We start from the raw sequence: 18879 nt of genomic DNA on the forward strand, positions 1-18879 counted from the left end.
GCGACCAATTGACAGTGAAAGCAAGGGCCAATAGAATCAGTGATGTTGGTCCACCCCAACAATGAACTTCTGCCTGCCTGCACGTCAGGCCCTTCCGGCAGAAATCCAAGTGGCGGCGTAGCTCAGCCGGTTAGAGCGACGGTCTCATAATCCGTAGGTCAGTGGTTCGAGTCCACTCGCCGCCACCAATGTTTTCAATCACATCCAAAGGAATCGCCGTTTCGCCACTTTCCGGCACTTGCGCGGGGTTTGCGTGTTTTTGCGGCGGAGTGGATATTCTTTCGGGTACGATGTCGAGCCTGTCGATAAACGAAACATTCGCGCTTGGAATCAAATGGGCGTAAGTATCTACCGTCACCTGAATAGAGCTGTGCCCCATCTGCTCCTTCACATAGACGACCGAAGCTCCCGCCTGAATCAATAGAGAGCCGAATGTGTGGCGCAGATCGTGCAGCCGGATCTTTCGAATGCCGGACTTGGCGAGCACTGGCAAGAAGTAGCGATGATACAGATTGTCCGGATCCAGAATGCCGCCATCGGGGCCAGGAAAGACCCGCTCGTCGGAAATGTTGTTCTTCCCCGCCGCGAACGCCTTCAATAGCTTCCTATCCCGCAGTTCGATCAAGACCCTCCGCACTTCCCGGGACATGTCCACTCTGCGTGATTTCTTGCTCTTTGTGGTCGTGTGTTCGCGCTGAACGAAGTTGTGGCTGACCATGAAGAAACGATTGGCGTCATTTTCGTCTCTTCCCACCTGCAGATCGCCCCATTGCAAGGCGACAAGTTCTCCTCGCCGAAGTCCGGCTCTCAGTGCCACCAGAAAGAGTGGATAGTATTCCGGGCAAAGCTCGCTTGCTGCTTCCAGAAAAGACTGAGCTTCCTCCGGAGTCAGCGCGACACCCTTCTTTTCTGCACTCCGGGCACTTCGAGTGAAGCGCCCGAGACGCGACGCCGGATTTGCCGCCGCCACACCTTCTTCTATCGCGTAATTGAACATTGCGCGAATGACACAGATGGCATTGCGAACTGTATTGCGGGTCAGGTTCTTCGCAGTTAGATCGCCGATAAGCTGCTTGATCTCGTCCCGTTTGATCTCATTGAGTCGTTTCGTTCCAAAGCGTGGTCGAAGGTACTGCTCGAGGACGCTCTCATATCCATTGGCTGTCGAAGTCTTACATTCAAGCCGGACATATTCTTTGAGCCACAGATCTGCGTAATCGTCGAAGGAGGGGTGCTTGGGAGTATCGTCCGCGAGGACAGAGAGGTCGCCGAGCGCCAGCTTCGCTTCTACCAGACGACGTACTTCTTCGGCGGCGCGTTTATCGACGCCGATGCTTTTACACTTACGGCGGCCACCGTGGTTCACATAGAGATACCACTTACCGCCTAGCTTTTTGATCGTGACTCCCATCGATCAGCGCGTCCTCGTTACATCTCTAATGACATCATTCACAATCTCTTCGATCTCTGCTTTGTCTCTGACAACGACCGAGTGGCGGCGCAACCAATCGTCGAACTCCGCTCTCTTTACGAAGATCTTCTTCGCAATCTGGTAGGCCGGAAGCGCATCGGAGGGGCGATGAATCCATTCCCGTATGGTCCGCTCGGACGTGCACGCGTAACCGGTGAGCGCTCGAAGGTCCAACCACTCCGCGTCAAACTTACCGGTCTTTGACAGCGTTTCTACTCCTTTACGCGGCTCCCGCACACTAGAACCAGAATGCCTCATCCAAATCGCTCCGCAGGGAATCCCGTCATCGCGGCCATTGAATGGGCGGCGAGTACCCCGTGAGCTTAGAGATGGAACTCGTTCACGTCCAATGCACATACCGATGCGGCGATAACCCAGCGTTATGATTCGTACGTCTGCAGTTCTGAACCGCCGAGAGCGTGTTCAGAAGCCTCAGTCTGCAGGCGAGCCGGAAACCATAACCATCAGGCCAAGGCAGGTTACGGCCTGAACTCGGAAGTCCGGCGAGTCGAAACGGAGATAGGCAACGGCCTCCTCGAAGCTCTCAGCGGCAATCAGGGTTACGCGTGAATGTATTGCTGGCGGGCGCACACCGATCGTAGAGTCTGGTGGCGACCCCTCGCGGAACTCGTAGAGCAAGGCTTCGCAGCCGCCGTGGGTCCCTGGCCTAAACTTGGCCGTTTCCTTCTTTGCATCTTTTGCCATTGCATCCTCCTCGCCGATGCTCTCCAGTCGTGTTCGTTCAGGAAGCTTCTCCCTGCGTTTCATGGCACCAGAGCGCCCAGAAATCGGGTATCTCTTAGGTGTGTCTTGTCCGCCATGAGGTTCGCCTCTTCAGCGGGTGGTAATGACTGGCCACTGTTTGAGCAGCTTGCCGTCACCGGTGGTCCAGTCATTGAACTCGACTCTCAGTCTGGCGGCGGGGATGATCTGGACTGTAAGAGCCGTGCCATCGGTGAAGTCGATATTGACGACGTTGAACTGATCGACCCCACTTACGTATATGGACCGCACCTGCTTGCCGCGCACCTCGCTGGTGCAACGAATTATTCCGCGCGACCTTGATCTCTCTGTTCCTTTTTGCTGCTTTTCATTGCCTGTCATATACTTACCGCTCCAACATCGGCGCACACTTGCGCTGGAAATAGCGAAACAAGAAGCCTATTAGGAAGTCGAAAAGGGTCACGGCGGGCGAGACGAGGCCAGCAAAGGATATTGCTTCCTGCGCAGAGAGACGATAATTTGAGTGGCAGCCATCGTTGCCTCCTTTAAAGGCGACGCTGGTTAGGAACACGTTCGGTGTTTGCGCACCGGCGTGTTCCGTTAGTCAGATCTCGTTGTTAAACGTAAAGCATCATTAGATTCATGCTAGAAGCGCTCTTAGCATAACATTTATGCCATCTAGCATGACCTCTGTCAAGAGAGACTGCGGACTATTTTGATGAAATACTGAGACCAATGAGAAAAAAGGACTTAATCTCGCAGGTAATGCGGGAGATGGGCAAGAAGGGTGGAAAAGCTGGCGGAAGCAAGGGCGGAAAAGCCCGGATGGCCTCCCTCACACCCGAAGAAAGAAGCGAGAACGCACGCCGAGCGGCCCGTGCCCGCTGGGCAAAAGAGAAAAATACCCGCAAGAACGAAGGTTGAGGCCCGCTAGCTTGCGAAAAACGAGCCCGTCTTAGCAAAGGCCGAAAATTCCGGCCTTAGGATTTATATCTATTTCTTCCGATCTATCTCTTTTGTATATAAGTACTGAAGCCTTGTATCTAGAGGCTGCGAACGACATTCCTTGTGATCCGATTGCCCCCATCACTATATATGCGTGAATCAGCGCTCGCTTGAATCAATGCCTTAGCGCCGGGCCTCACTGGGGATTCATGTCTATTCGGAATAAATGGGTTCAAAAAGTTATAAATCGAGACTTCGCTTCTGCCCTATGTTGCTTGGGTGCAGGTGGAGATCGAGTTGCGGTGGATGCGGTTTGTGGTGGCGGTTGCCGAGGAACGCAACTTCACTCGGGCCGCGATGCGTTGCCATATCTCCCAACCTGCACTTTGGCGGAGAGTGAACGAGGTTGAGCCCGTCCTCTGAGCCAGACTCTTCGAACGCCGCACCAGAAGCGTAACCATCACCAAGGCCGGGCAACTGTTCGTTAGGGAAGCACGCCGCACCCTGGAACAGGGACAACGCACAGTCTCCCTCGTGCAGACCTTTGCAAAACAGGAGGAGCCCCCCGTCTCAATTGGACTGTCGGCTCTCGCCAACCAGCCGCGACTATATACTTTGATCGAATTTGCCACCGAACTCCTCGACCAAGTTGCCGTCCGCAGTTGCATCGGCCTGATCCGGCGATCGGCGATGCGCTTCCAGCGCCAGGGCGTGGTCTACAAACCTCCTGCGGAGTCGATACAGGTTGAATGTGCCCTGGCCTGGCGTGCTGAGAATCGAAAACCGGCAGTGCTCGCTCTTCGTGATTCCATGCTGTTCCATGCTCAGCGGCCAAGTGAATAGGCTAGCTTCTCGGACTGCGCTTCGCGCTTCGTTTCTCCACTCCTGCGGGCGAGACAGCCCCTCCGCTAGTGCTCCGGGCCGGACCTTCGGGACAGCGCGGCTGCGCGCCAAACCATGAACCGTGTTTGTCACTTGCCCGCGCCCAGCCTCTCGGCCCTTCTGTCTCGCCCTCGGTCGTTCCTCCTGTCGTCCCTCTGGAGGCGTTTTGTCCGCGGTTGCGGGCGAAGAACAAAACGCCCCAGACGGGCCGATCAGGAGCAAAAACAATGAAAGTAGAAAACAACAGCAACGCCACAGCTTCCGGCTCCACCTCTCAGCAGCAGGTCATCCGCGAGAATCTGCAGGAACTCGTGCAGCAGCTTGAGGCCGGACACAGCGAGGCACTCACTGCATTCCTCAGTGCCATGGGGGCTTTCCGGCAGTATTCCTTCGGAAACGTCTTGATGATTGCGACGCAAAAGCCGGAGGCCACGCGGGTAGCCGGAATCGTTGCATGGAATCAGATTGGCCGCAGAGTGAAACGGGGCGAGAAAGGCATCGCGATTCTTGCACCTATGATCATCAAGCGCCACAGAGACGCGAAGAACACAAGCGAATTGGAAGAGTCCACAAAATCGGCGGTCGTCGGTTTTCGCCGGGTCTATGTCTGGGACATCTCGCAGACGGAAGGCGAGCCCCTTCCGACACTGGGAGAAGTCACCGGCGAGGTTGGTGAATCGCTCGACCACCTTCGGGAGCTTGTCTCGGGAGCGGGAATCGCGCTGGAATATGACGAAAGCATTGCTCCCGCGCAGGGTGTTTCCTATGGCGGCAGAATTGTCTTGTTGCCAGGACAAACCAAGCCGGAGGAATTCGCAACGCTGGTTCATGAGACGGCGCATGAGTTCTTGCACAAGGCAGAGCGTCGTGCAGCCACGACAAAGACGGTACGCGAACTGGAAGCCGAGGCGGTGGCCTTTGTCGTGTCAAAGGCAATCGGGCTGAATCCAACAAGTAGCGCTGACTACATCCAGCTCTACCGAGGCGACGCGGAACTGTTGCTCGAGAGCCTCGAAATCATCCAGCGGACAGCTTCACAGATTCTGGCCGCGATCCAACCTGCGCAGGCCCCCTCCCAGGCCGCATAGAGCAAGGGAAGGTCTCGGGGGAGTGTAACGGAAATATTTCCGTGCACTTCCCAGACACGAATCCGCAAACTCCCGGCGACTTGCTCCCCGAAATGTCGCCGTTCAGATCGGCGTTTATGAGGACGAATCCTGAGGGATGGTACTCGCAGATCGGCAATCAGCGGGACATAATCAAACACGAGCTTCACCAAGCGGGGGTATCGAGGGATCTCGGCGGATCGAAGGAATGGCCCCATTTCAATTTGTTCCAGAGCGCACGGTCGGAGAAAATCGTAATACGGTGTCCGGGTAAAATGTGTAATACGTCGAATGGAGGGATATGGTGGATAGTACATTGCTGGGAGCGATCCTCGGTGCGATTGGTGCTGGCGCACTGGATGGAACCAAAGACGTTACAAAGAAGGCCCTCTCTGACGGATACGATAGGCTGAAGGCCACTTTGGTAAGCCGCTTTGGGGAGAAAAGCGACGTTGTTGATGCACTTAAGAAGGTGGAGGAGAAGCCCACTTCCGAAGGTCGGGCGAAGGTATTGGAGGAAGAACTCTCCGAATCTGGCGCCGCCGAGGATCATGAGCTTTCGAGTCGAGCCATCGAACTCGCGGAAATAGTCAGGAGTCTGCAGGGCACCACAGGAAGTCAGGTCGCGCATGGGACCGGGATAGCCCAAGCTGACCGGAGTAGTACGGCGAAAGTAACCATGATCCACAACGATAAGTGAGCGACGATTTTAAGCGGTCCGGGCAGTGGGCCAGTGGCACAGGTATCGCCCAAGCGAGCGAGGGCGCGACAGCTATTGTCTATTATGGCCCCAGCATGAGCGATATGATCCAAGCTTTTTCGGCCGCCATGCCGCTTGGTCTGAATCGCCTCTCTGTCGCTGTCCCCCAGCTTATTTCCGGCCCTCCCATCGCACCCGACCTTCCGCTTGGGCGGAAGGAGCTATTGGGGCGACTCAAGCAAGTACTTGAGTCCGAGCACGTTGCTGTGCTTAAGGGTGATACCGGTTCAGGACGATCCGAACTCGCAAGAAGTTACACGGAAAACCTCCAACGGGTATTCTGGCTTGACTTGGAAGCAAACACTCAGCTTCCCCCTTCGCTTGCGCTTGAGCTTTTTCTACAAAACCTCTCGGGAGTGTCTGTCTCCCGCGCAGTTTCTGTTTCGCTGTATGACTCGGTTCCGGCGGCGTCCGTGCTGGTAATAGAAAACGTGAGTCAAGCTGTGCGCGATACCGGGTTTCTTGCCCGGCTAGGCCAGATCATTTCGGGCGCTAAAACAAGAGACTATTTTGTCATTCTCTCAGCTATTCACCCGCTGCCGAATCCATTAGAACGACTAGTTCCCGAGGTCGAGGTGGGGCGATTCTCGGAAGAGGAAGTGCGCGAGCTCCTATCGCTGTACGGGGCTCCGGATGTCGTCGTACGATCTGGTATCAACAATCTTGTCTGGGGACTCACCTATGGGATGCCGGATTTGGTGGAAGCTATCCTGCGTAGTTTGTCGCGGAGGAACTGGAAGCTCGACAGCGCTGCGATGGGCGAATTGCTCGACTCAAATTACTTGTCGGACTTGCGCGCTGGTACCCAACGTCTCCTCTGCGCAACTGAATCCGATGATGCTCGCGAGCTACTTTATCGATTGACCCTCCTCGTTCGCGCGTTTTCAGAAGCCGAAGCGCTCGCGATTGCCGGAATCATGCCGTCGGTGACGAAGCCTCTAGAGGTGTTTCAGGGGGTCGTTGGCACATGGCTTCACCATGCCACCCCTGATCGCTGGCGGACGTCACCGCTGCTCAATGGCATGGGGCAAAAGAATCTCGACCGCTCCACGGTTATCGCGGTTCATTCTTTGGCGGCATATTGGATTCTGAGGGATCATTCGATCAACCAATACTCTGCTGCTGAAGCAATCACTCACCTCACCCAAGCAGAGCGGTACAACGAGGCTGCAATTATTCTGATCCAGGCACTTCAAGGCTTGATGGAAGAACCAGTGAACGCCGATGCGGGCCTTTTGATGGCACTCTGGAATGATTTGCCATTGCCGACAGCAATCGGACATAGCTTGCGGTTATTCATCAGGGCATTGCAAGTGGCTAACGCTGTTAGGAGAAAGCAAGACTATAGCTATGCGCTGGCCGATATGACTGCTTTGGTCGCCTCTGCCAAAGAGGCGATTGAGCATATCGGCGTTTTCACAGCGTGCACGATGGTCGCCTTTCACCTCGTGGATCAGGAACCGGCCCGGTCTCTACCCTTTATCTCACTCGCTGCGAGCAACGAAAAGCATCTACCCCCAGAACTTCGAAAAACAATCGGTGGCCATTCGCCTATCGAGATCTTTTGGGCTGCCGCCATGAAGATTAAAGGAGTAGATGGAGTGGGACAATGGCTGAAGGAAGTAAGCAAGCTTTTACCAGAGCAGATCGAATACATGATGCAGACGGAATATGCGGCCGATTCCGCCATGTTCATGTTTGATAGGCTTTGGATGCAGGAGCAACTCAAGGAGCCATCGGAACGCAATTGGCCGGACCTTCTCCAATTCCTGGATCGGAGCGACCGACTGATAGTGAACTGGAATGCTCCACTGATCGCAGCCTGCATTCTTCGTGCCAGGCAGGCCATCCGTATCGTTCATACCGGGAACATCGCCGAAGCGTTGTCCGACGGCGAGCACTTCTATTCGGAGAATGAGCGATTTGCAACCGCAGCTTTTCTTGTAGCTGCAGGAACTGCCACTTGGCTAATCGATATGGAGCGTTGGGATTTAGCTCCGGTTTGGCTAACGAGAGCCTATTCATTCCAGGAGCCCCGGCTCGCTCTGTATCGTTTCCAGAACGCGATTCGATACGGGGAGATGTTGTTCCGACAAGGAGCGCCTACGGAGATCCCGTTTGAGTTTGCCGTTTCTCTGAGTTCAGAGAACGAATACCTAAGCGACCTGAACCACTTGGAGGCGAAAGGGGAGTTGGCGACCTACTACTACAAGACACGGCGAATCGACGCTCTCTATCGCGAGTGGTCAACTGTTGTACAGGAGGTTTTGAAGAACAGACACAAGTCTAAACGGTGGAAGCATTTCTTTATGTTGGTTGCAAACCACACCGCCTACTACTCCGGCGGATTTGGTCGCCCTAACCCTCGCTCTGCGAGCGTGACTGAACCGGCTCTCGGTATGTTTATCGGGGATCTCAGAGATTTATCCGACCGCTACTCAGAAGGTATCGTCTTCCTGCAAGCGGGAGCAATGGCTCGATTTGCCGATGGCTTGGGAAAGGCCAAAGAAGCCTATGAGTGGGCGATTGAAGCAGCGGAACTAGGTGCGACTGCCTCCAACAATACTTCGGCAGAGCACTTTCTAACGCAGGCGATTCCATTCGATATTCAAAAAAAGCGGTATACGCTCGCGCTCGAGCATGCGATTCGTGCAGCACGCGGCTTCGCATCAAGACAGCCCTTGGAACTTTCCGAGGAGGTGCGAATTGAACGCCAGCGAGAAGGTACCTCCGAACCCGATTCCTTGAGTGATGATTTTTCGCACTTTGCTCCGATCAATGTTGGTCTTATTCCTGTGCTCATCGATATAGCAGCGGGTGCTGAGCAGAATTCTGCGTTTACAAGAGAAGCAGTTCTTTCGGTTCTCGACATTTGCCGGAGCCAACATGAATCAGTCGGCGATCCGCTGATGTGGGAGATCGCGATTGACGCTCTGGAGCACGGAACTGAAAGTGCTTTTCCAATCTCCGCATTCCGTGAAACAAATCTCGAATGGTCGGTGCAGCATCGGAGAGAACGCCAAGTTCTCTGGACCTACGCGGCCGTAATTGCCGGCAATTCATCGCCGCGAGAGTTATGGCTTGCGCAGGGTAATATCGCCCAATGGATCAGTGGCTTCTATCGACATCTAGGCAACCTAGGGAGAACTGTATGCTCCTCTATCGCACAGATGTGGCTTGCACGCATTGCTCGAAGTGCCTATATGTTTCGTCTCCCTCGATACACCGCAAAGAGGATCAAGGAAGCTGCAGAGGAGGTTCATCTCGGTAGAATTCTACTTGCCGTCTCCGAATCACTCGACCTCAAGCTTTCTGACGAATATCGGGAGATCCTCTCCGGTTGTGCAATGACACAAAGCGATTAGAGTTCGGTAATGAACAGTCGGCTAGCGTTCGGGATTCCACATCCCCTCGTGTGCTCCCGGTCTCCGACTGGATCGGCGTTTTTCGGGACTGATCGGCGGTAAATTCGCGAGTGCGAACCACGAAAGTTCCCAGACTTCATTTCCTGTCGGGAAACAACACCGCGTCCTTCGGGTCCTGCATAACTGAGAGAACACTTTCGGCAATCTTTTCAATCAGTTTAGTTCCCCAAAATGGATCGTCTTTGTCGTAGTAGATAACGCGCACATGACGGAGATCAAAGGGGACGTCCTCCTCATTCGCCTTGGAGCACACGAGTACGACAGGCTTATGTAGCGCGTGAGCAAGGCCAAGTTCATAAAGAACGTTGGCGTTGCGATTTGTCAACTCAGCCAACAGTACTCGGGCAGAAGTAATGCCCTTCCATATCTGGTCGATGATCTTCCCCGTGCCATAGATCTCCGCATCAGCACGGTCGGCTTTCAGCTTGGCCTTTTCGATCGCAGGCTTATAGATGTGTTCGTAGTACCCGCCGATGGGGTTCATGAAAGGCATCATGACGAAACACACGTCGTCAGCAGCTACCGTTACTCCCTTCGAGAGTTTCTTAATTTGCTCCACACCGGTCGGGGTGCTAGTTTCGCTCGGAGATGAAACGTCCAAGACGCGGAACTTGCCATTGCTGAGTTCTTCCAGAAGCTGTGCATCATTGAGTGTCGCCATGAATACCTTGATGAATTCATCAACCTGTTCACGTGGAACGTTGAATGAATCAACCAAGGTGTTGACAAGAAACTCGGTATCTGGAAGGTTCTCGCTGCGATATTTCGTGTAGACCTCAGAGATGACCGGAGCATTCATCGCTGCCTGCCGCAACGCGCCGAGTTTGTCCTTTGGGTCTTGGGGACGCACAATCTTGCGAGTAAGATCTGTGGGGCTGATATGGCCCGGAGAGGGACGCTCCAGTAAGCCATACTTGATTGCAGAGCTGATTTCAACGCCGATCTCACCCGACCAACCTATCTTGGCGAAACCTGCGCCTTCCCGGTCGGTGCAGGCCTCACCCGCGTTCTGATCGATGATCGCTTGCGGGATTCTAATGCAGCCAAGAATGGAGTGTTTGGGGTACTTCACCCGGGCGGTGCCACCCCTAGCCACCCCTGAGGCGACGTCCTTCTTCGTAGTAGTCCGTTTCTTCCTCACCTTGGCTCTCTTCTTGCCTTTCTTGACAGGCGAAGTCGCCGTAGTGTTAGGTTCGGGGTCGAGCACGGCGGCACCTGATGTTTGCTCTCCGTTATCACTTTCAGCCATGAAGACACTCCTCCGCTGCAACAGGCTTCTTGGGTGGGCAATTCGAGGAGAATTCTACTCTGCTTTGGAGAGGCGACAAAGGATTAATCCCTACAAGTCGGCCAGGGTCCACGAAAGCGAGCGTCGGCAAGACCAGCTCGCTTTTGCTCACCTCCAGAGATGAGGAAGTAGTTCTAGACTACGCTCTCGATTCCGCGCCTAGGTCCATCGGCCCCAAACGCCGCTCTCCATTCCCTAGCGGAATAGTCGCGTCTGAAACAGCATGATTCCCTTGATTGATTGGCTCGTAAGCTTCCGGCGGAGGCAGAGCCATGAAGATCAGCACCAGCCAGTCACCAGCTCCCGAAGAACCGAACAACAACAAAGCCAAGGGAACAGAGAGCCGACAGCAAACACTGCCGTTCTACGAGGATGACCTCGTGGCACGTGTGCGCGCCGCCCGCGAAGCGGCGGAGCGTGAGATGCGGAAGTTTGGAAAGCTGTCCGAGTACGAGGTTCGGATTGTCCATGGTCAGCGCACCGATCTGCGCTATGACGACGAAGATTTTCCGGCATATTCCGAGGAGACAGCGACAAAGCCAGCCGAGAATGATTCTTCCGATGAGGAGGCGTAATGCAGGTCTCCATTCCCGAGGACTTCGAGGACCTCCGAAGCATACGCAGAGAGCGACCGCCGGAACCGCCTCAACAATCAGAACCACTGCTGGAGCCGGGGCCGCTCGAACGGAGACTGGAGCGGCTCTGCGAGCAGGCCAGCCAGAGGAACTTTCCCGAGATTCCCCACCGCCAGTATGAACGCAAGATTGCTCCCAGCCCTGAGTTGAATCGGGAGCCAGGCGAGCGGCACGTCCGCAACCGCAATCACCTGTCACTGTCTCCGTTACTGCACGTCCGATTGCACCCGGAAGAGAGGTTGACGTTGGCCGAAGCCGGACGCTTCCGCGTGCTCGCACTCAAAGATGTTGTCCAGACCATTTACGGCGGCGACGAGCGAGCGGCACGCAGCGATCTGCACGCAGCGATCTTCGGTATCTCCAGAGACAAGGACTGGTGAGGCTCGATATCGTCAACGCCCGCCGCGATGGTCGGGCGAGGCCAGTCGAACGCTTCGAAGTTGTCTCGCTCACCGAGCATGGCGAACGCGCAGCCCGAGTTGCCAACCAGATTGAACCCGGACAACGTCTCTATCACGGACTGGTGAAGCCGCGCGAGGTCGAGCACGACACTCAGATCTATCGTGCTTATCGCAAGGAAGCAGAAAAGATTCGCGCCCAGGGCGGTGAGCATCTCCGCGTCCGGCTCGACTTCGAGCTGAAGGCCGAGGTGCAGAAGGCGATCTACCGGCTGCGCAAGTCGGAACCGGACCGCGAGATCGATTCGATCAAGCAGGAGGTGGCCGAGCAGCAACAGCTCCCGTTCGTGGACCAGCAGATTCAGATTCCCGATGCGCGGATTGAGTATGACCTCGACCAGGGGAGCCGCACCGCCTTCAGCGACATCGAGGTTGTCACCGCCGCCTACCATCCCGGACATCTTCGCTCGAAGGTGCAAGCTGGATTCCATCTCTACGCAACCAGTTCCGATCACTCCACCATCTCCGCCCGAGCCGAAGGCGATCACCACCTGCTCGACCGGATTCTCGATCTATGAGCTCCGGTTACGATCCAGTTCCGGACATCGAGAGACTCGGATACACAGAGCGCGAGGCAGCGTTCCTGTATCTGGTCGCCATTCACTCAGGGTACTGCCTCCGGCGGCAGTACCTTTACTTCATCGAACGGGACGACGGAGCGATGGTGCAGCGCTTCCTCCAGAAGGCCGTCGAGCGCGAGCACCTCCGTCCCATCGAGTACGCGACCGGGCGGCACGTCTACCATCTCAAGGCAAAGCTGCTTTATCGGCTGATGGCTCAACCGGACTCCCAGAACCGCCGCGAAAAGTCGGACCGGGAGATCAAGCTCCGGCTGATGCAGCTTGACTACGTCCTTGACCATCCAGCTCAGAAATTTCTGGAAAGTGAAGCGGCGAAGGTCGGGTTCTTCCGTGACAGGCTGAGGCTGCCGGAGACAATCTTGCCAAGACGTGGCGATCAAACGTCGAGCAGCGTTCGCTACTTTCCCGACCGGATGCCAATTGCCGTCACCGAGCGGAGCACCCGCTTCCCTCTCGTGAGCTTTGCTTTTGTGGACGAAGGTCAGCGGTCGCTCTCATCGTTCGAGAGATGGCTCGGACAACACCGCAATCTTCTGCACTCGTTGCCGCACGCCGAGATTGTCTACGTTGCCGACACGCCGCGGAACTTCGACGGCGCCGAGTATGAGTTCAACCGGCGTTTCTCCGGAAGTTGGGTGACGATCCGTGGGCATCTGCTTGAGTACGACTACCCGCTCTGGAGCATGAAGTACCGGAGGGCGACATTGTGAACTTCGAACAGAATTCGAATGCTCTTCGAATGAAACTCGGACAAGCTTCGAATAGATTTCGAACAAGCTCGGATGGGGGGCGAGCTTGTTCGAGCTTACATCGTGCGAATGACGGGAAGAGGCTGGCTAGCACACGTGCCTCGCATCACTGCTGCGACTCCACCTCTACCCCAGCACTGATAATCGCCCTGCAATCAAAGATGATGTGCGAAAGAGCAGGGTCAACTACAGAACAAATCATGGGCGGGAGCGACCCAATACAAAAGGGTCGCTCCCGCCCTCGGTTGGAACGTTTACGGTACGAGCGACGGACTCAGGATAGACCCGATTCATACCCTTCGCTGCGGTAGCCGTCAAGGATCTGCGACCGTTGCGCGGCGCGCACAGATCGGCTCCCTACAGTCATCCTTAACAGCCACTCTCGCTGCGGGCTGTTGTCAGCTATCACAAGCGTCCGCTTCTCTGTTCTCCAGGAGCACCGGAGAGTAAAGAAGGAGCACTCAGATGGACAGCTTCCGAACATCGGACTCAATGTTCACCGGGACACAATCTCGGGCCGCCGTGCTGGAGAGTGACGGCACGTTGATGATGCAGTCCGGTACTGGCAACGCGCGCAGCTGCGATCATCGATTTTCTGCGGGGGAATCCGAGGCACGCTGCATGTCACCTTCTAAGAGTGCAACCACTCGGCGTGGCTCTACGACCTGCTGGCCCGAAGAGTGGCAGAAGTCGTGGTCTGCGATCCGCGCTGGAACAAACTGCTGCAGTCTGGCAATAAGAGCGATCGGATCGATGCCCGCACACTGGCGGAACTGTTGCGCATCCACTCCTTGTCTCCCGTGTATCACGGGGGAGCGCTGTCGCTCGTCGATAAGACCCTTTTCGCGTCCAACGAGATCTTTGACAGCTTCGCAGTAGTCGACAGACGTCCGGCCTCGAGTGTTCGCGTCTACCAGAAAAACCGCAACGTGGGAAAGACTGGCAGGAACGTGCGCGTTCTCGTTCCAAGCTGATTCAGAGAAAGTGCGAAAGATTCTGGACACCCACCCCGCACTGACTGAGGACCCGATTTGGGTCATGAGTTGGTTGAAAGCAGTCTTCCGCAGCCAGGAGATTGTGTGTCCGAACGCCGAGTACTTCGGATCTTCCTGAAAGTACTCTGCCCAAACCTTCGTCCAGCGAGATTGAGTTGTCAGCATTACTCCACGCAGACGACGACAGAACTCGCTCTGTCTCAAGCCGCAGCCAACAAACTCCTGCACTAACTACCGAATCTCTGCGAAACTATGACGTGGACATACAACCAGAACAACAACAAGTTCTTCGCTCATGCCCGACTGCATCACAACTGCTCGAAACAAAACGGTGCCTTGCTCGTACGCTTACAAGCACTAGCGGAACATGCATTCTTGTCGTCTCAGACCCGCCGATCGCAGGAAGACAGTAGGGCCGTATCCCAAAAGCAGGCAGGGGGATGCTGCTTATTGTCTGATTTCTTGCCACGAGCTTCGTTTTACTGTGATTCCTTGGGATGCAGGAATTGCGTTTTGTCCAGGTTGCGGCACGGACGTAGGAAACCATGGCGGCCCAAAATTCCCAGCAAAGCGCTTGTCGTAGTAGGTGTTTGCGGTACTGATGTTCACGGAGTGAGCTTGGTCTTCACTGCGCCCGCCAACTATCGTCCATGTGTTGATACCGTTTCCCGGAGTTTCAAAACCACTGGTACCGCTGCCAATCGCAGCCAGGCTTGCGTCCACCGTCAAGTTGTTCTTGTTGGATCCGCTTGAATTCGGATACAGGTTGATATTTCCGGTGGTGAAGATCCCTAGTACTCCAGCGTTGGTCGAAGTATTCAATGTGTCGGAGGGAATGTTGACGGGTGACTGCGCATAGGTCAGGTCACCCGTGATGCTAACATTGCCCGATGCTGCGACTGTTATGCCGGTGTTGTTCTGAACCGTCCCATTCAGTCCCGTGATTTGGCCATTGACATAAACCAGGGTGGGATTCACGACGCTTCCGGACGGGTCCATCTGCGTTATGAGCTGGCCTGTATTCGGGTCCAATTGTGTAGGAGCACCCTGAAGTGTCAAGGTGGTGCCGCCTGATATTACAGTAGTTTTGCCGGCCGTATTGTCCACCACAATCGTGGTAGTCGTGCCGCTCTGCGTGATCGTGTAGGTCTGCGTTGCGTTTGAAGTACCATCTCCTCCTGTAGTGGCGCTGAGATTGATCGAGGCGTTACCGTTAATATAGAAACCCCCTCCCGAACCATCGCCACCGTTAGCAGGGTTACTTCCATACACTTTCTGACCACTCGAGTTCGTGTACCAAGGAATGTAGACGCCGGTCGAAGCCGACCCTGAGCTAGGGTAGGAACTTCCGTTAATCGTTTTCAGTTCTTGATTCATTTGAGCTTGGCTTGGCGGAGGATCAGAGGCACAGGGGGACGACGTGCAAGGCGGAATGCCCTTCCCGTCCAGAACCGCCTGGGCCTGGTTATAGCTGTTCGACGGCGGTTGAATCTGATTCTGACTTAATTGAAAACCATTTTGAAAAACCGGCTGCTTGAATCCATTCGGCGCAGTGGCGGAATTTGTGCATTGGCCATTCTTTATCCAGCTTGCGTTGGATCCCACCTGACCTACAGTGTCGGTGAAGGTATAGCCGGGGTTGCTGTAGTTTCCGAAGTTCCATTGGCCATTCGTAAACATCGGTCCCGTGATGGTTCCCGGCACAAGCGCGCCCTGGCATGGCGCGAAGTCGCTAATGAAGGCGCCCCATCTAGAGAATTTCGTTCCCCCGCCAGCGGCAGCAGTGCCGGTAATACTGGTGTAGATGAGCGTTCCCGTTTCCGTGATTTCTTCTGTCCCGAGGTAAGACTTCCCTTTGACAGTAACGGTATAAGGATAGGTAAATGTCCAAATGTAATCGCCATTGGCAGGACTCTGAGCGTCAAGAGGGTTCGACGCCTGAGTAACCGTGGGGACGCCCAAGACTGGTGCCCCACTGGGGTTCGCAACCATCAGGAATTGCTCCTTCCAGGAGCCTGTGTCGCTGACAGTGTAATAACCAGCTAGATAGGGTGCATAGGCACTGCTTACGGTTGCCGGGATTGCCCCGACTGGAAGAGGAGGATTCGTAGCATCACTGGCGGCATTTTGTATGGCATTCTTCATCGCTTCCACGACGACATTGACACCCGAATCGGCGGCATAGAAGGATCCACGGTAATTACGGTAATAGCCGTTGATCATCGTATCGGAGGAAACCAGGAGCACCATGGCAAGGCTGGCAGCACCGAGCAGAGCGAGCAGGCTCAGTGTGATGAGAAGCGCCACACCACGCTCCTGCGATCTCTGGCCGCCGCCCAAGCCGCTAAGTCGCCGACTGCAAACGCTGGAGAGTTTTCTCTGACGTGGTTTCATGTCCTCACCTCAAATCGCTCCGATTCAGTTTGTGGAGTCCGGGTTACTCATGTTGCGAAGGTTCACAACCACGGAAGTTGGCTGAACCAAGTATGGTCCGCCGTCGAAGCCGTTCGCAAAGCCGCGAAGCGAGAGGTCGCTATTGGGAACCGTACGCCCGATCATCGAAATCCGCACTGAACGGAGCAACGTAAAGTCGTATGGATCATTCGCAGGCGGCGGCGTGGTGGTGCAGTCGGCACCAGCGATCGCTTCGCTGCAATAATTGGCGGCGTTGTAGAAGTAGTTCGCGATATCGGTTGCGCCATTCTGCGCATTGTCCCAGAGACTCGCACCGACTTTGAATCCGATCACCTGATCGGTGAGCGTTTGCCCGTTTGTTCCGTTGCACGATGTCCCAGCGCAGCGCAGCAATTGAGGGTCGCTGGGGTTTGCAGGATTGGGTAGAACGGCATATGTGATGTCATTCGTGCCGTCGCCGAGGTCAATTATGTACGCGCCGTTGCTAAAACCTTGGGCCAGGGCGTTCGCCTTCGTGAAGTTGGTCCCACCCGACGCACTGAAGATGATTCCCAAGGGATCGCTGCTTGCTCCGGTCGGGTTGTGCTGGAGCTGGATTTTGCTGCCAGATACCTGCGCGTCCTTCGTGAGCGTGATAAGCGCCATGCAGTAGTTGAATGGGCCGTTGTCGCATTGGACCTGTTGCTGTCCGCTGGTTGGAAGCTGAACGACCAGCAGTTCGTCCCCTTTCTTAAAACAAGGGGCGTCATTTGCAAGGGTTGTGTCGTCGCCAGGGTTGTTCGGGTCGTTCCCCCAAATGATGGAGCTTGTGCTCAAGCTCACTTGGCTGTGTCCCGGGTCATCGATGTCCAGAACGGGGCATGATGGTTTGGCCTTGATTATTGTCAGCGAGTCGAAGCAGGCGCTCGGTGCAGGATAGGACCAATCCGCAGTGTTGGGGGCACAGGTAGGTCCCGTACCCGGAACGTTGTTGTTAATAATTACGCCAAGGGAAAACGGAGCGGCGCTTGGCACACTACTGAGTAGATTCTCCCCCGCACCAGCGAGGTCCATTTGCAGTTGTGACATCGCGTTGCGAAGTCCAATGTTTACCCCTGAAAGATTCTGCTGGCGTGTGGCCACGGTCACGTGCTTATTGAATAGCAGAAATGCAACACCGGATACGATCAGAAAGGCGGCCATGGCAACAAGGAGTTCCACTAGCGAAAACCCCCGCATCGCGCGGCGAGTGTGCCGAGCCAGCTTCCCGTGGTTGTGAACGGCAGTTGCGATTACCGTCATGGCCGCACCATGCTCATTTGGAATGTGACAGGGCTCCGGGTGCTCTGAAGAGAAACCACAACAGTGACTCGCCTTGCTCCGGTCACAGTCGTCGTGGTACCAGAAGAAGAAGTGATGGTAGGATCGGGCGTAATCAGCCACCTGCGAGTAAATTTTGAGCCGCTGTTGTCTGAATTGGGCACGCCGCAGTTTGCCGGTGTGTCCACGCATCCGGTGTTGGTGTGGACAATCGTGGTGGTGACGGGCGCCCCATTTACCATTTGCGTTTGGGTTTCGTAATTAGCGCCCGACGTCTCGGACAGGGTTATTTGGTCGCAGTAATCGTCCCCAGCAGCACATGTGGCTGGTCCGCTGAGCGCGCCTCCCGGTGCAACGTTAGGGTCACTCGATGGCCATTTGTTCAGGCTATCTAGCTTATCCGAAGCCAAAATGTTGGCCATGTTCATATATCTTGCCTGGGTACCCGAAGCCAGCGTGCTGCTGATCAACGCCGCAATACCCACTAAGCCGACCGTCAATATCGCCATAGACACAATAACCTCAGCCAATGTGAAACCGCTGGCGCGCGACTTGTCGTTAATGGACATTCGTCGTCGTGACATTCCCCACGCTCGAAACATTGATCTTGATCTGTCTTCCTTGATAAGTGGCTGTTAGCACTGGTGGCCCATTGTTGCTGGGGCAAACTCCCCCAGCGCCGTAGACTGTGCCATTAGGGCAAAGCGTGAATGTGTAGGTCGCGTTTGCACCACCGTTGATGACGATGGCTTGGCTCGGCAGGGGTATGGGGGGATCGGGATAATTTGTGGCCACGTTCGCTACTGCATACACATTGCCAGGCGTCGTCAGCACAAAGGTGTATACCTGGCTGTTCATAATGGCCCGTTGGCGCGTTTGTGAAATTCCGGCCGTGATGGCGCTCACCGTAGAACTCATGCGCATGTTGGCCATGGCACTATTTACGATGGGGACTGCGATGGCAGTGAGAATCGTGGCGACAAGCGATACAATCAGGAGTTCTGGCAGGCTGAAACCGTGGGACCTATTCTGTGTTTCGGAGACACGCGCAGAATAACGGCGGTCGCACCCGCCGAAGCGCCGGAACTTCTTTTCCGTGATTTCATTCCCCCTCACAGAAGGTCGAGTGCTAGCTAAAGTATGATTA

At 55.2% G+C, this 18879-nt stretch carries 19 protein-coding genes, 1 tRNA gene and 1 pseudogene; 12 read left to right on the plus strand and 9 right to left on the minus strand.

Going from position 1 to position 18879, the window contains the following annotated elements:
• Nucleotides 1–111 precede the first annotated feature (111 nt).
• A tRNA-Met gene (locus tag AC6IY8_RS18045) sits at nt 112–188 on the plus strand.
• A gap of 203 nt (nt 189–391) precedes the next feature.
• On the opposite strand, the pseudogene AC6IY8_RS18050 reads toward AC6IY8_RS18045, so the two are convergent.
• A pseudogene (locus AC6IY8_RS18050) lies at nt 392–1294 on the minus strand (tyrosine-type recombinase/integrase); the annotation flags it as partial.
• Here AC6IY8_RS18050 and AC6IY8_RS18055 point away from each other — a divergent pair.
• Nucleotides 1232–1390: a hypothetical protein gene (locus AC6IY8_RS18055; protein ID WP_497776136.1), complete on the plus strand. Its 159-nt coding sequence runs from the start codon at nt 1232–1234 to the stop codon at nt 1388–1390. The pseudogene AC6IY8_RS18050 and the gene AC6IY8_RS18055 overlap by 63 nt on opposite strands.
• 24 nt (nt 1391–1414) lie before the next feature.
• On the opposite strand, the gene AC6IY8_RS18060 is transcribed toward AC6IY8_RS18055, so the two are convergent.
• From AC6IY8_RS18060 to AC6IY8_RS18070, 3 genes are all read right to left on the minus strand, one after another.
• Nucleotides 1415–1729: a helix-turn-helix domain-containing protein gene (locus AC6IY8_RS18060; protein ID WP_497776138.1), complete on the minus strand. Its 315-nt coding sequence runs from the start codon at nt 1727–1729 to the stop codon at nt 1415–1417.
• A gap of 174 nt (nt 1730–1903) precedes the next feature.
• A complete protein-coding gene (locus AC6IY8_RS18065) occupies nt 1904–2176 on the minus strand; it encodes a hypothetical protein (protein WP_497776140.1) in 273 nt (90 codons plus the stop codon).
• A 129-nt stretch (nt 2177–2305) separates the two neighbouring features.
• Nucleotides 2306–2575: a hypothetical protein gene (locus AC6IY8_RS18070; protein ID WP_497776142.1), complete on the minus strand. Its 270-nt coding sequence runs from the start codon at nt 2573–2575 to the stop codon at nt 2306–2308.
• Nucleotides 2576–3445: 870 nt separating this feature from the next.
• On the opposite strand from AC6IY8_RS18070, the gene AC6IY8_RS18075 reads away from it, so the two are divergent.
• The 5 genes from AC6IY8_RS18075 to AC6IY8_RS18095 all read left to right on the plus strand — a co-directional run bounded on the left by AC6IY8_RS18075 (nt 3446) and on the right by AC6IY8_RS18095 (nt 9252).
• Nucleotides 3446–3562: a helix-turn-helix domain-containing protein gene (locus AC6IY8_RS18075; RefSeq protein ID WP_497778646.1), complete on the plus strand. Its 117-nt coding sequence runs from the start codon at nt 3446–3448 to the stop codon at nt 3560–3562.
• A gap of 111 nt (nt 3563–3673) precedes the next feature.
• Nucleotides 3674–3982, plus strand: a complete 309-nt coding sequence (locus AC6IY8_RS18080) for a hypothetical protein (RefSeq protein WP_497776143.1) — start codon at nt 3674–3676, stop codon at nt 3980–3982.
• Between the two features lie 266 nt (nt 3983–4248).
• The gene (locus AC6IY8_RS18085; protein WP_497776144.1) at nt 4249–5109 is read left to right on the plus strand and encodes an ArdC-like ssDNA-binding domain-containing protein; all 861 of its coding nucleotides are present in this window, start codon (nt 4249–4251) and stop codon (nt 5107–5109) included.
• Between the two features lie 334 nt (nt 5110–5443).
• Nucleotides 5444–5827 carry a Het-E N-terminal domain-containing protein gene (locus tag AC6IY8_RS18090; RefSeq protein WP_497776145.1) on the plus strand — a complete coding sequence of 128 codons (384 nt, stop codon included), beginning with the start codon at nt 5444–5446 and terminating at the stop codon, nt 5825–5827.
• The gene (locus AC6IY8_RS18095) at nt 5824–9252 is read left to right on the plus strand and encodes a hypothetical protein (RefSeq protein WP_497776146.1); all 3429 of its coding nucleotides are present in this window, start codon (nt 5824–5826) and stop codon (nt 9250–9252) included. The genes AC6IY8_RS18090 and AC6IY8_RS18095 overlap by 4 nt, the downstream gene beginning before the upstream one ends.
• A gap of 136 nt (nt 9253–9388) precedes the next feature.
• Here the strand turns inward: AC6IY8_RS18095 and AC6IY8_RS18100 are convergent, their stop codons facing one another.
• Nucleotides 9389–10561 (minus strand): hypothetical protein, encoded by a 1173-nt coding sequence (locus AC6IY8_RS18100; RefSeq protein WP_497776147.1) that lies wholly within the window; start codon nt 10559–10561, stop codon nt 9389–9391.
• A 311-nt stretch (nt 10562–10872) separates the two neighbouring features.
• Between AC6IY8_RS18100 and AC6IY8_RS18105 the strand changes: the two genes are divergently transcribed.
• The 5 genes from AC6IY8_RS18105 (at nt 10873) to AC6IY8_RS18125 (ending at nt 13997) form a co-directional block, all read left to right on the plus strand.
• Nucleotides 10873–11175 carry a hypothetical protein gene (locus AC6IY8_RS18105; protein WP_497776148.1) on the plus strand — a complete coding sequence of 101 codons (303 nt, stop codon included), beginning with the start codon at nt 10873–10875 and terminating at the stop codon, nt 11173–11175.
• Nucleotides 11175–11615 carry a hypothetical protein gene (locus tag AC6IY8_RS18110; RefSeq protein ID WP_497776149.1) on the plus strand — a complete coding sequence of 147 codons (441 nt, stop codon included), beginning with the start codon at nt 11175–11177 and terminating at the stop codon, nt 11613–11615. Before AC6IY8_RS18105 ends, AC6IY8_RS18110 begins: the two co-directional genes overlap by 1 nt.
• A complete protein-coding gene (locus tag AC6IY8_RS18115; RefSeq protein WP_497776150.1) occupies nt 11612–12211 on the plus strand; it encodes a hypothetical protein in 600 nt (199 codons plus the stop codon). Before AC6IY8_RS18110 ends, AC6IY8_RS18115 begins: the two co-directional genes overlap by 4 nt.
• Nucleotides 12208–12984 carry a hypothetical protein gene (locus tag AC6IY8_RS18120; protein ID WP_497776152.1) on the plus strand — a complete coding sequence of 259 codons (777 nt, stop codon included), beginning with the start codon at nt 12208–12210 and terminating at the stop codon, nt 12982–12984. Before AC6IY8_RS18115 ends, AC6IY8_RS18120 begins: the two co-directional genes overlap by 4 nt.
• A 719-nt stretch (nt 12985–13703) precedes the next feature.
• Complete coding sequence (locus tag AC6IY8_RS18125) at nt 13704–13997, plus strand: hypothetical protein (protein WP_497776153.1); 294 nt, start codon at nt 13704–13706, stop codon at nt 13995–13997.
• A gap of 468 nt (nt 13998–14465) precedes the next feature.
• Here AC6IY8_RS18125 and AC6IY8_RS18130 read toward each other — a convergent pair whose 3' ends face one another.
• Genes AC6IY8_RS18130 through AC6IY8_RS18145 form a run of 4 tightly spaced genes read right to left on the minus strand, consistent with a single transcriptional unit; the run spans nt 14466 to nt 18848 of the window.
• Nucleotides 14466–16412, minus strand: a complete 1947-nt coding sequence (locus tag AC6IY8_RS18130; protein WP_497776154.1) for a hypothetical protein — start codon at nt 16410–16412, stop codon at nt 14466–14468.
• A gap of 24 nt (nt 16413–16436) precedes the next feature.
• Complete coding sequence (locus tag AC6IY8_RS18135) at nt 16437–17714, minus strand: PilW family protein (RefSeq protein WP_497776155.1); 1278 nt, start codon at nt 17712–17714, stop codon at nt 16437–16439.
• Nucleotides 17711–18316, minus strand: coding sequence for a type IV pilus modification PilV family protein (locus AC6IY8_RS18140; RefSeq protein ID WP_497776156.1), 606 nt, complete (start codon nt 18314–18316; stop codon nt 17711–17713). Before AC6IY8_RS18140 ends, AC6IY8_RS18135 begins: the two co-directional genes overlap by 4 nt.
• Complete coding sequence (locus AC6IY8_RS18145; RefSeq protein WP_497776157.1) at nt 18291–18848, minus strand: pilus assembly FimT family protein; 558 nt, start codon at nt 18846–18848, stop codon at nt 18291–18293. Before AC6IY8_RS18145 ends, AC6IY8_RS18140 begins: the two co-directional genes overlap by 26 nt.
• Nucleotides 18849–18879 lie beyond the last annotated feature (31 nt).

Source organism: Koromonas soli (genome assembly GCF_059726265.1).